This is a genomic window from Nitrosospira briensis (genome assembly GCF_900115125.1).
Classification (GTDB): Bacteria; Pseudomonadota; Gammaproteobacteria; order Burkholderiales; family Nitrosomonadaceae; genus Nitrosospira; species Nitrosospira briensis_A.
In genome coordinates, this window is record NZ_FOVJ01000008.1 from 94,655 (window position 1) to 106,635 (window position 11,981).

The window sequence follows — 11,981 nt, forward strand, 5'->3', positions numbered from 1 at the left end:
ATGAACATCGGGTCTGACGAGCTTGCTCCTGTGCGCGGCGACCGAACCCGTCGTCCTCGATCCTGGCATCGCACCCAAGACAATGAGTCCCGGGGATTTATTCATTCGCACACGCTGGATGAATTATGGTTTCACACCGGGACTGCCTGTAACCTCTCCTGCCCATTCTGCCTGGAAGGTTCAAAACCGGGAGATAACCGCGTACAAATGTTACGCTTTGACGAGGCCGTCCCTTTTGTGGACGAGGCGATCGGCCTTGGTGTCAAACAATTTTCCTTCACCGGGGGTGAACCGTTCGTCAACAAGGATATAGTACGCATCCTTGATTATGCGTTGCTGCACAAGCCTTGCCTGGTGCTGACCAATGCGACCGAGCCGCTGATAAAGCGCCTCAACCAGATGGAATCCCTGCTTGACCGCCCGAATCCGCTGACTTTCCGTGTCAGCCTTGATTACCCGGACCCGGCGCGCCATGACGCCAGCCGTGGCGAAGGCATGTTCGCTTGCGCACTTGAAGCCCTGCGAAAACTTCATGTAATGGGATTCCGTGTATCTGTTGCCAGCCAATTCATGCCTGGTACCGAAGCGGATGTCGTCTCAGAGCGTTTTGCCGGAATTTTCCGCGCTGCCGGCCTACCGGACGATCTGCCGCGTATCGAGTTTCCTGAATTCCATCCTCCCGGCGCGCAGGTAAACCCACCGGCGATCACTGAGCACTGCATGGCCCACTTTCACACGGAAGAGACCCGGCGTGCCTTCATGTGCGCGTACAGCAGGATGGTTGCGAAAAGTAATGGCCGCCCATCGGTTTATGCCTGTACCCTCGTCGATGACGATCCGGATTACATCCTTGGAGAAACCCTGGCGGAAGCCATTCAGGTTCCCGTGAGCATGAAACACCACCGCTGCTATAGCTGTTTCAAATACGGAGCCTCATGCAGCGAGCGAAAATGAATGAAATCCAGTTCAACCGATAAGGGACGAAAGGACGCTTTTACAGTTTTTAACTTACAGAGGCGCCCGAATGAAACATTGGTGGCCGCTAGTATTGCTGGTACTGTTGGGCGGCTTATTCTTCGCTTTTGATCTCGGTCGATTCATCAGCCTCGAGTCCCTCAAAAGCGGCCGTGATGAGTTGCAGCAGGCCTATCGGGCGCGGCCATTGCAAGTGTTGGGATCGTATGCCTTGGTTTACATCCTCATAGCCGCGCTCTCCCTGCCCGGCGCAGGCGTCATGTCATTGGCGGCCGGCGCTATTTTCGGGCTATGGGTTGGCACTCCGGTAGCGCTCATTTCCGCCAGTGTGGGCGCCACGCTCGCTTTCTGGGTGGCACGCTATGTCTTTCGCGATGTCATACAGGAACGTTTCGGTGACCGGCTGGCGGCGGTGGACGCCGGCATCAAGCGCGACGGCGGATTGTATCTTTTCACTTTGCGCCTGGTGCCGGTATTCCCATTTTTCATTATCAACCTGCTGATGGGTCTGACGGCCATCAGGAGCGGAACGTTCTTCATCGCCAGCATGTTGGGAATGTTCGCCGGTACCGCAATTTATGTCAATGCAGGGACCCAGTTAGCCTCGCTTACCCATCTCTCGGACATTCTCTCGCCAGCACTAATTGGATCTTTCGCCTTGCTTGCGGCATTTCCCTGGGTAGCGCGGTGGGGTGTAAACCGCTTGAGAAAGGGGTGAGAGGATGAGGATATGAAGGGTTTGCGTTCCAGTTGGCCCAAGCCGCGGCGATTTGACCGAAATCTGGTCGTGATTGGCGCCGGGGCGGCGGGCTTGACGGCATCCTACATTGCCTCGGCCGCTCGGGCCAAAGTAACGCTGATTGAGGGGCACAAGATGGGCGGCGATTGCCTCAATTATGGCTGCGTGCCTTCCAAGGCGTTGATTCGCTCAGCTACTTTCCTGCGACAGGCAAGGCGCTGCAAAGACCTCGGCATCGCTCGCGCACCTGTCGAATATGATTTTCGCGAAATTATGGTGCGCGTGCACCACGTCATAAAAACAATCGAGCCGCATGATTCGGTGGAACGCTATAACAGACTGGGAGTGGAGGTAATTCATGGCATGGCGCATATTACTTCACCCTGGACGGTGGAGGTCAATGGGCGCACCCTGACCACGCGCGCGATTGTCATCGCCACCGGTTCTCGTCCCGTAGTCCCGCCGATTCCAGGACTCGAGCAGGTGCGTTACTATACTTCCGACACTATCTGGTCGCTCACAGAGCGTCCGAAACAACTGGTGGTTCTGGGAGGGGGACCTGTCGGCTGCGAGTTGGCGCAGGCGTTTGCACTTCTGGACTGTCAGGTCATCCAGGTGGAAAGAACAGGCTTGATGGGACGTGAAGACCCGGATGCCGTCGCGCTGGTTGAAGCCGCACTTCGCGCAGACGGAGTACGTGTATTGACTCAAACCCATGCTATCCGCTGCCAAAGCGAGGCTGGCGGGCAGCAGTTGATCGTGCGTCACCAGGATGGAACGGAAGAAGCGCTTCCATTCGACGCCCTGTTGTGCGCAGCAGGGCGGGTCGCTCGTACCGAAGGTTTCGGCCTGGAGGAGATGGGAATCCCGATTTGGCCGAACGGCGTCATTGAAACGGATGCATGGTTGCAGACGCTCTACCCCAACATCTATGCCTGCGGCGACGTGGCCGGACCCTATCAGTTTACCCATGTTGCGGCCCACCAGGGCTGGTATGCTGCTGTCAATGCATTGTTCGGCAGCGTGAAGCGTTTCAAAGTGGACTATTCCATAATACCCTGGACGACCTTTACCCACCCGGAAGTTGCCCGTGCCGGATTATCCGAGACCGAAGCGAACACGCGCGGCGTCCGGTTCGAGGTGACCCGCTACAGCCTGGAGGACCTGGACCGTGCCATTACCGACGAGGCCGCGCATGGTTTTATCAAGGTACTAACTGTGCCGGGTAAGGATCAAATACTGGGCGTGACCATTGTTGGAGCGCGCGCGGGCGACCTGCTGGCGGAATTCGTGCTGGCGATGAAGCATGGCCTCGGCCTCAAAAAGATTCTCGGCACCATCCATAGTTATCCTACCTGGCCCGAAGCCAACAAATACGTTGCAGGAGAGTGGAGGAGAGCGCACATGCCATCTCGCCTGCTTGGCTGGGTAGAGAAGTACCACGCCTGGCGACGGGGTTAGGGGGCTAGGGGGATGAGGGGGATGAAAATAAAATCAGCAGTACATTACGTGATATTCATTGCCGCATTATTTGTGGTAGCCGGCTGGAGTCGGCCTGGCAATGCTGCCTCACAAAAACTGGTTTTGACGGGCGCCAGCACAATTGCTCCGTTGGCTGGAGAGCTTGCCCGGCGCTTTGAATCGCTCCATCCCGGCGTGCGGGTGGATGTGCAGACCGGTGGCTCTGCGCGAGGCGTTTACGATTCCCGCAAGGGAACTGCCGACATCGGCATGGTTTCCCGCAGCTTGAAACCTGAAGAGCAGGATTTGCAAGCGCACACCATCGCCTGGGACGGGATCGGTATCATCCTCCATGCCAGCAATCCGGTCGCTTCGCTAAGCCGGCAACAAATCATTGATCTCTACAGCGGTAAAATCATTAACTGGAACGCTGTGGGTGGAAGAGACGCGCGCGTGACCGTAGTTAACAAGGCTGAGGGCCGCTCGACGCTTGAGCTGTTTCTGACCTATGCGAAGCTGAAAAACAGCGACATAAAATCACATGTGGTAATTGGTGATAATTCGCAGGGGATAAAGACCGTAGCCGGCAATCCGAACGCCATTGGCTACGTATCGATAGGCGCGGCGGAATACGAAGCGGGACACGGCGTGCCTATCAAGTTAATGCCGCTGGACGGCGTCGCGGCGACCGTGGCGAATGTGCGCAACGGCACTTTCCCGCTTTCACGGCCGCTCAATCTCGTAACGAGAACGCTACCGGAAGGACTGGCCCTGGAATTCATCGAGTTTGCTCGCTCCGGGCAGGTACACGATCTGGTGGAGGCACAATATTTTGTCCCCGTCTCAGTCCTCCTCCATTGACGGGCTGATGCTTTGGCTGCTGCGCGGCGCAGCAGGTATCGCAGCGAGCGTTGTGTTGCTGATCCTCTTGTTCCTTGCGGTTGAGTCCTGGCCCGCGTTACGGCAAATATCAGCCGAGCGGTTTCTTGCCGACCCGTCCTGGAATCCTGGAGAAGGCATGTACAACCTGGCGCCCATGCTGTCGGGCACGCTTTATGCCGCAGGCGGCGCATTGCTGCTGGCCACCCCGCTGGGCATCGCCTCGGCGCTGTTTATCGCGTTTTACGCCCCGCCGCATGGCGCAAGCATTTATCAGCATTTGGTCGAGCTGCTGGCCGGGATTCCGTCGGTGGTCTACGGGTTTTGGGGGCTGACCACGCTAGTGCCGCTGATCAATCAGCTGCATCCTCCCGGCGCCAGTCTGCTTGCTGGAATTCTGGTGCTGACACTGATGATACTGCCGACCGTCGCGCTCACCGCGCACGCCGCCCTGCTTGCCGTGCCTGCTGATTATTTGCGTGGTGCCGCAGCGTTAGGCATGTCACGCTGGGGCATGATTCAGGGCATCGTTCTGCCATCGGCAAAAATGGGCATCGTCGCGGGAATCATTCTCGCCGCCGGCCGGGCTATCGGGGAAACCATGGCCGTGTTGATGGTCACAGGAAATGTGGTGCAGCATGCCGCAAGCCTGTTCAATCCAATACGTACCCTCGCCGCCAATATTGCATTGGAAATGCCCTACGCCATGGGTGATCACCGCGCGGCCCTTTTTGTATCCGGCCTGGTACTCATGCTGTTCGTAATGGCGCTCTTGGGCCTTGCAGCATGGCTTGGCCCAAATCGCGATGCCTGAAATGGCTACCCTGAAATCAATACACGCCTGTCGGGATCGCTTCGCGCAATTTGCCATCTACACCGCTGCTTTCATGGTTTGCGCTGCATTTGTATGGATATTGAGTGATCTCGTACTCGGCGGGGCAGCGCATCTTTCGTGGGATTTTCTTGTCGACTCGCCGCGGGATGCCGGTCGGGCCGGAGGCATCGGTCCGATTCTGGTTTCCACCGGCCTCGTCTTGATGGTTGCCCTGATGGCGGCTCTGCCGCTGGGATGGACGACCGCCGTGCTGCTCGCGGAATATATATCGGCCGACAGCAGTTTCGGCTACGCGGTGCGCTATAGCCTGCACGTGCTTGCCTGCGTGCCATCCATCGTTTTCGGCCTGTTTGGCAATGCCTTTTTCAGCATCTATCTCGATATGGGGTTTTCCATATTATCCGGAGGACTGACCCTGGCCTGCATGCTGTTGCCTATTCTCATCAGTACCGCCGACGCCGGCCTGCGCGCGGTGCCCGATACGTATCGCCTTTCCGCTGCTGCGCTGGGGATGTCCCGCACAACAACCTTATTCCGGCTGCTTTTGCCGGCCGCCTCGCCGTCGCTGGCCGCTGGTCTGCTGTTGGGAACAGGACGTGCCGTTGCCGAAACCGCCGCGCTTCTGTTTACCAGTGGCTATGTCGATCGCATGCCAGGCTCTCTGCTGGATTCGGGCCGCACCCTGTCGATACATATTTTCGATTTATCGATGAATATACCCGGTGGCGATGCGCGCGCGCATGCTTCGGCGCTTGTGCTGATCACGGCGTTGTTGCTCCTCAATGTGGCTGCAATGCGGCTGGCTGCCGGATGGCAGCGCAGGAGGATAACGGAATGAACGCAAACAGGATCGCCAGTTCGAATGTGCCCCGGACCCCGGCAAGCCATGTCTGAGCAAAAGCAAATGGCAGGCGAGGACAACATCGCCTATACGCTCGGGCCAATGCAGGCAGGGCCGATATGCTGCGACCCGCAACCCTTGATCCAGGTTGAGGACTTGTCTCTCCATTATGGCGCCAAAGCCGCGCTCGATCGCGTTACGCTGGATATCCATCGTGGTTGCATCACAGCGCTGATTGGCCCTTCCGGCTGCGGAAAAACGAGTTTCCTGTTATCCATCAACCGGCTTACCGACCTGATTCCCGGTTGCCGGATCACTGGACGCATCCGGATCGATGGCCGCGATATCCACGATCCGCTCTGCGATGTGCAGACGTTGCGGCGGCGGATCGGTATGGTGTTCCAGAAGCCGATCCCGTTTCCACTTTCGATCCACCGGAACATCGAGCTGCCTTTACACGAACATGGCATAACGCGGCGGGCGGACACCGGACCCATCATCGAACAGGTGTTGCAAGATGTCGGGTTGTGGAATGAAGTGCATGACCGGTTGCACTCTCCTGCCCTGCGCCTGTCAGGCGGCCAGCAGCAGCGTCTCTGCATTGCTCGCGCGTTGGCGTTGAATCCCCATATTCTGCTGATGGACGAGCCATGCAGCGCGCTCGACCCCCTTGCATCGGGCATAGTCGAAGACCTGATCAGCCGGCTAAGCGGCCGCTACACTATTGTCATTGTCACGCACAATCTGGCACAAGCCGGCCGTATTGCGAATTACGCAGCGTTTTTCTGGACCAAGGGCCAGGCCGGGCAACTGGTCGAATTTGGCCGCTGCCGTCAAATTTTTGAGTCCCCCTCTCATGAACTTACCGCGGCTTATGTAAATGGCGTGAGAGGATGATATCCGCTCCGCCACCATTCTTCCCAATGGAGCTGCTATTGACCAACAGCTTACAGGTACAGGCCGGGAATTCCTGCATCACAAGTGTGGGAATTCTGGTTGTTTGCCAGCATTTCCAGTGGCTTCTTCACGCTTGACACCATGTTCACCATAAAGCATACTCTTGGCCTTCACGAAGTAACCAAAATGCATACCAGCGTGGTGAGTATGGGTATTACTAGTGGAATCGGAAGGATTATTTTCGATGTGACGCATACAAGCAGTTCGAAGTGCCAGGTAAAAACGACGGTAAAGAAGGCCGTTGGCGACAACAGTCTTTAGCCATCGTACTTGTTTTGCATAGGGGAAGCACAACGATCGCTATTTCAAGCAGTGCGCTAGTAGAGTCTTTATTTTTGTTCCGGCGCGTTCCCGATAGAAAGCCATAAAAGCATCACTTTTCTGTCGAATCCGGTTTCGTACCACGCTGTGAACAATATGGTTTGCGCTGTCCTTGTCGTGGCTTTTAGTGTCACCCGTCTGAAGAATTGCCTGAATATGAGTATCTGATTTGAACCGGCGTCAAATATTTTTCCCGATCCGCCAGAGTTGTTGTCGACACATACCTCGTGATTTAACTGGGCACTACCGATGATATATATAGAAAGAAGGAGAATATAATGCAAGAAACCGCGTGGATGGTTTCCCTTGTATTGATGTTGTTGATCACATTCGGAGTTATTTTTGTCGCAATCAATTCCGATAAACGCCAGGAAGACTATGGACCATTGGTGAAGAGTGCGTATGGTTTCCGCACCAAGCTGTTCTGGGCCGTTGCACTGGTGTTCCTGCCGGCAATGATTTTTAACCTCATGGACTTGCCGTATGATGTCAGTCGGGCCGCGGGCAAGGGTGCGCCACAGGTTATCAATGTAACCGGGCATATGTGGTATTGGGAAATGGACCGGGACGAGGTCAGCGTGGGACAACCGGTAGAAATCCACATTACCAGTGCCGACGTGAATCATGGCTTTGGTATTTACGATCCCAGTTTGCGACTGGTTGCGCAGGCTCAGGCTATGCCGGGCTATACAAACGTGATACGACACACCTTCGATAAGGAAGGGACGTACAGGGTGCTGTGCATGGAATATTGTGGTGTTGCGCATCACAATATGATGACCGAAATCAAAGTTGGCAAATCTTAGAGAGGAATAAGCATGGCAAGCTATACCTATACCCCAACTCCCGATCAGGGGGCAAAGGCCGGCGTGCTGGCCTATCTGGTTATCTCAGCTGTTGTATTGCTGCTGATGATGCTTTTCGGCCTGCTCATGAGGATGGAGCAAGCACAGTTCATCTCCATCGGAGGGCTCTGGTTTTATAAACTTTTGACGTTGCACGGCGCAGGGATGGTGGGGATTGTGGCCTTGGCCGGAGCAGCTGTCATGTGGCATTTTCTCGGGCAATATGTGCAACTCACCCAAGGCATATTCATGGCGAACCTGGTCTTGTTCCTGACCGGTGTCGTCATGATTCTTGGCAGCGTTCTGGTTGGCGACTTCCACGCAGGATGGACCTTTCTCTTTCCGCTGCCGGGGACCTCAATGGGCCTCTGGAGCCAAGGAGCTGCCGCCTCGTTCATGGGGGGCTTGCTGGTGATTGGCGTTGGCTTCGTGCTGCTGCATCTCGATATCGCCCGCGCCATCATCAAGCGTTACGGGGGCCTTGGGCGCGGGCTCGGCTGGCCGCAGCTTTTTGGTCCCGACGACGGCAATGCGCCGCCGCCAGCAGTTGTCGCCAGCACGATGGTGACAATCGTCAACCTGATCGGTCTGGTCGTCGGCGCCAGTATCCTCGTGATGATGCTCGTGAATCTTTATGTCCCTACCTTTGAAATCGATGCCTTGCTGGCAAAGGGAATGATTTATTTCTTTGGCCATGTATTCATCAACGCGGTTATCTACATGGCTGTGATCGCGGTATATGAAATTCTGCCGCGCTACACCCAGCGCCCATGGAAATCGAACAAGGTGTTTCTGGCCTCCTGGACCGCTTCCACGATCATGGTCATGTTCATCTTCCCGCATCACCTTTTGATGGATTACGCTTTCCCCAAGTGGTTTCTGATCATGGGTCACATTATCGGCTACCTCAACACCTTCCCGATTCTGATCGTGACCGGCTACGGTGCAATGATGATCGTGTACCGTTCGGGCATCCGTTGGGATATGTGCTCCAGGCTACTGTTCGTATCGCTTTTCGGCTGGGCCGTGGGCGCGATGCCGGCGTTTATCGACGGCACGATTACCGTCAACTACGTGATGCATAACACCTTGTGGGTACCGGGTCATTTTCATACGTATCTGATACTGGGTATGGTCGCAATGGTTTTCGGATTCATGTACTATCTTGGAAAGCCAGATGAGAATGCCAAGGATAGTCCCATTGACGTTGCGGCATTCTGGGGATTCGTTATCGGCACCATGGGTTTCACGATGAGCTTCCTCTATGGCGGAAAAGAAGGTGCGGCGCGACGCTACGCCGAGCATCTTCCGAATTGGGTGCCCTATGACCGTCTTGGTTCGATATTTGCAATGTTGCTGATCGCTTCCGTGCTGGTGTTCATTTTCCGCTTTCTTGGCCGGTTGGGTTTGGCGCGGCGCGATTACCAGCGTGCCTCCCTGGCCCGAAGTATGGCTACATGATGCAGGGCGCAACATAACATCCCATGAGGAGCCCAGTTAAACGCGGCGTAATTGTGACATCGCTGGTCGTTTTGCTGGGCACCGGGGTTTTCTGGTGGGGTACGGACGGGTTTACTGCACTTACAGCGGAAACAGCCAGGCGTGTGGAAATTCTGCGTTCCCCGCGTCCTGTGCCAAATGTTACGCTTGAAGATCAGGATGGAAACATCTTCAAGTTGCAGGACTATCAGGGTAAACTTCTGGCAGTAGACTTCATCTTCACCCGGTGTACTACACTGTGTAGAAGCATGGGTATGATCTTCAAGCAAATTCGCGACCTCATCCCTGAGAAATCATTGGGGCGCGATTTTATGCTGATCAGTATCAGCTTTGACCCGGACCACGATGATCCGGCCAGTTTGAAGAAATATGGCCAGGCATATGGAGCGGACGGCGAGATCTGGCGGATCGCTCGGGTGCCTGACAAGGCGGAGCTCAAGGCTTTGCTCGAAGCCTTTGGCATCATCGTAATTCCGGACGAATTCGGAGGGTTTGAGCATAATACGGCCCTTCATCTCGTTGGTCGCGATGGAAAGTTAAGGCTGATTAGCGACATTGATAAAGCGGTACCGTTTGCTGAAGAAGTCGTTGCGCTGCTATGAAACGAGCTTTATCTCATCATTCTGGCAAAATCGGGCTTGGTCTCGGGGCATTCTATTTGCTTCTCGGAACGCCTATGGCGCGAGATTGGCTGGAGGCATCGATGAGCAGCCACATGCTGGTGCAGATGCCCTTGCTGGCGGTAATCGGGATCGTAGCCTGTCGCATGCTGCCGGTCCGGTTGCAGGATTCCATTCTGGTCAAGGTCGGGGGCTCCGTGCCCTGCGTCATGGTGGCACTATTTGCTTCGAGCTACTGGATGCTTCCCCGGGCGCTGGATGCGGCATTGAATGATCCCCTGGCCGAGTTGGCAAAATTCCTCAGTCTACCGCTTCTGGTCGGATTCCCTCTGGTCTTGGCGTGGAGGCGGCTCACTCTTATTGGCCGGGGTTTTGTCTGGACCAATTTCATCAGTATGCTCGCGGTCCTCGGCTGGCTATATATTGTAGCGCCCGTTCGTGTTTGCAACAGCTATCTGGTGAATGACCAGGAAAGTGCCGGCTGGTATATGGTCATAATTTCGGTGCTGATTTTCCTGTGGTGGCTCGGCACCTTAATGGTCGGTGGCGGCATGGGCCCGGATAAACATGATAGTAGCGGTTCGGGTACGACGCTCGCGTAAAACTAAAACTTTCGATTAGGAGAATAGAGAAAAGTATGGACTACCATCCGCCGTTAAAACTAATGGAAGAGGTTGAGGCTGCCAGTAAAAAGAAAGCTGGCCTGCCTGTTGGCGGAATGCTGGTTAAAGGCTTCCTGTCAGGCGCCCTTCTCGCTTATGGCACCGCGCTGGCTTTCAAGTGTTCTGTGGGTTTTTCCGAAGGCGCCGCCGCACTCGTTGCGGGAGCAGTCTTTCCGGTAGGGTTCGCCATGATCATATTGCTCGGTATGGAACTTGCCACCGGCAACTTCGCCGTGCTGCCGGTGGGCGTCGTACGCGGCAAGGTAGCGCTCAACAAAATGTTTCGTAATTGGGGTTGGGTATACCTGGGAAATTTTTTCGGCTGCGTGTTTGTCGGTTTTCTGATCGCCATTGCATTGACAGAAGCCTTTATCGAACCCCACGGAGCGCTCGGCGACAAAATCATCGCTGTGGCGATATCCAAAACGCTCGTTTATGAACACGCTGGAGCGAATGGATGGGTGACCGCGTTCGTCAAGGGCATACTATGTAACTGGATGGTTGCGCTTGGAACTATTCTGGGCATGATTTCCACATCGGCATTCGGCAAAATAGCCTCTATCTGGTTGCCGGTATCCACATTTTTCGCCTTGGCGTTTGAGCACTCGATCGTGAATATGTTCGTGATGCCAACTGCCATGCTGCTGGGTGCTGACATTACCGTCGGGCAATGGTTATTCTGGAACCAGATCCCGGTCACTTTGGGTAACATTGTCGGAGGCGCCGTATTCACAGGCCTGTTGCTGCATTACTGCTATAAGCCTGTTCCCCAGGCTACCGAGGAGAAGTCGGTACATAATGTAACCCGGACCGCGCCGTAAAGCATAAGAGCATATCCATCCCTGAAGAGGCATCTCCATCCTGGCGGGAGCCAGTGTCCGGCTATTTAAGGATATATTGCTAGTCCTTTTTCACCGTGAATTCCATTTAGACAGAAAATACGCGAGCAAGCAGCATAGATTTAGGCACGCTTGCTCGCGATAGCGCTATTGCTATTAACTGCTCAATGCCGATTCCGGCAAGCTTCCTGCACCGGAACATCTCGCCTTCCTGTCCGACAGGGATGTCCAGCTTTAATACATCCTATCGATCTGTTTTTATCTGGGATCACACCTCAATTTTCTTGACACCCGAGTATCTGGCGGGTAGTCTACGCGGTGTTTCAGGGAGGGCCTGGGGACAGCCCTGGGTTTTTGTCGGACAAGACAGGCATCGTGAGAATAGGGACGGTCTGGTTTTCTGCGCGGGATAGAGCGTTTTCAGGCAGGCAAGAGCCCACTGTTAGCGAAGCACAACGAATATCAAAACGGAGTAAAGGAGAGAGAAATGTTAGTGAAGCCTTGGCT

The 11,981-nt window shown here is 55.1% G+C and carries 13 protein-coding genes; all 13 read left to right on the forward strand.

Going from position 1 to position 11,981, the window contains the following annotated elements; genetic code table 11:
• The 13 genes from BMZ14_RS13220 (at position 1) to BMZ14_RS13280 (ending at position 11,456) form a co-directional block, all read left to right on the forward strand.
• Positions 1–954, forward strand: coding sequence for a radical SAM protein (locus tag BMZ14_RS13220; protein ID WP_074798360.1), 954 nt, complete (start codon positions 1–3; stop codon positions 952–954).
• A gap of 70 nt (positions 955–1,024) precedes the next feature.
• Positions 1,025–1,693, forward strand: coding sequence for a TVP38/TMEM64 family protein (locus tag BMZ14_RS15530; RefSeq protein WP_256208631.1), 669 nt, complete (start codon positions 1,025–1,027; stop codon positions 1,691–1,693).
• Between the two features lie 12 nt (positions 1,694–1,705).
• Positions 1,706–3,175, forward strand: a complete 1,470-nt coding sequence (locus BMZ14_RS13225; RefSeq protein WP_256208633.1) for a dihydrolipoyl dehydrogenase family protein — start codon at positions 1,706–1,708, stop codon at positions 3,173–3,175.
• Positions 3,176–3,196: 21 nt separating this feature from the next.
• Positions 3,197–4,036: a phosphate ABC transporter substrate-binding protein gene (locus BMZ14_RS13230; protein WP_074798362.1), complete on the forward strand. Its 840-nt coding sequence runs from the start codon at positions 3,197–3,199 to the stop codon at positions 4,034–4,036.
• Positions 4,008–4,868: a phosphate ABC transporter permease subunit PstC gene (pstC, locus tag BMZ14_RS13235; protein WP_256208635.1), complete on the forward strand. Its 861-nt coding sequence runs from the start codon at positions 4,008–4,010 to the stop codon at positions 4,866–4,868. The genes BMZ14_RS13230 and pstC overlap by 29 nt, the downstream gene beginning before the upstream one ends.
• A 1-nt stretch (position 4,869) precedes the next feature.
• Entirely contained in the window at positions 4,870–5,727 is an 858-nt protein-coding gene (gene pstA / locus BMZ14_RS13240; RefSeq protein ID WP_256208636.1) for a phosphate ABC transporter permease PstA, read from the forward strand.
• A gap of 48 nt (positions 5,728–5,775) precedes the next feature.
• Positions 5,776–6,627, forward strand: coding sequence for a phosphate ABC transporter ATP-binding protein (locus tag BMZ14_RS13245; protein WP_256208637.1), 852 nt, complete (start codon positions 5,776–5,778; stop codon positions 6,625–6,627).
• An 84-nt stretch (positions 6,628–6,711) separates the two neighbouring features.
• Positions 6,712–6,948 (forward strand): hypothetical protein, encoded by a 237-nt coding sequence (locus BMZ14_RS13250; RefSeq protein WP_074798369.1) that lies wholly within the window; start codon positions 6,712–6,714, stop codon positions 6,946–6,948.
• A gap of 338 nt (positions 6,949–7,286) precedes the next feature.
• Positions 7,287–7,814 carry a cupredoxin domain-containing protein gene (locus BMZ14_RS13260; RefSeq protein ID WP_083396794.1) on the forward strand — a complete coding sequence of 176 codons (528 nt, stop codon included), beginning with the start codon at positions 7,287–7,289 and terminating at the stop codon, positions 7,812–7,814.
• Positions 7,815–7,826: 12 nt separating this feature from the next.
• Positions 7,827–9,314 carry a cbb3-type cytochrome c oxidase subunit I gene (locus BMZ14_RS13265; RefSeq protein WP_074798375.1) on the forward strand — a complete coding sequence of 496 codons (1,488 nt, stop codon included), beginning with the start codon at positions 7,827–7,829 and terminating at the stop codon, positions 9,312–9,314.
• Positions 9,315–9,337: 23 nt separating this feature from the next.
• Positions 9,338–9,955 carry an SCO family protein gene (locus tag BMZ14_RS13270; RefSeq protein WP_074798377.1) on the forward strand — a complete coding sequence of 206 codons (618 nt, stop codon included), beginning with the start codon at positions 9,338–9,340 and terminating at the stop codon, positions 9,953–9,955.
• Between the two features lie 74 nt (positions 9,956–10,029).
• Positions 10,030–10,575, forward strand: a complete 546-nt coding sequence (locus BMZ14_RS13275) for a hypothetical protein (protein ID WP_256208638.1) — start codon at positions 10,030–10,032, stop codon at positions 10,573–10,575.
• A gap of 35 nt (positions 10,576–10,610) precedes the next feature.
• Positions 10,611–11,456 carry a formate/nitrite transporter family protein gene (locus tag BMZ14_RS13280; RefSeq protein ID WP_074798381.1) on the forward strand — a complete coding sequence of 282 codons (846 nt, stop codon included), beginning with the start codon at positions 10,611–10,613 and terminating at the stop codon, positions 11,454–11,456.
• The last annotated feature ends 525 nt before the right edge of the window (positions 11,457–11,981 follow it).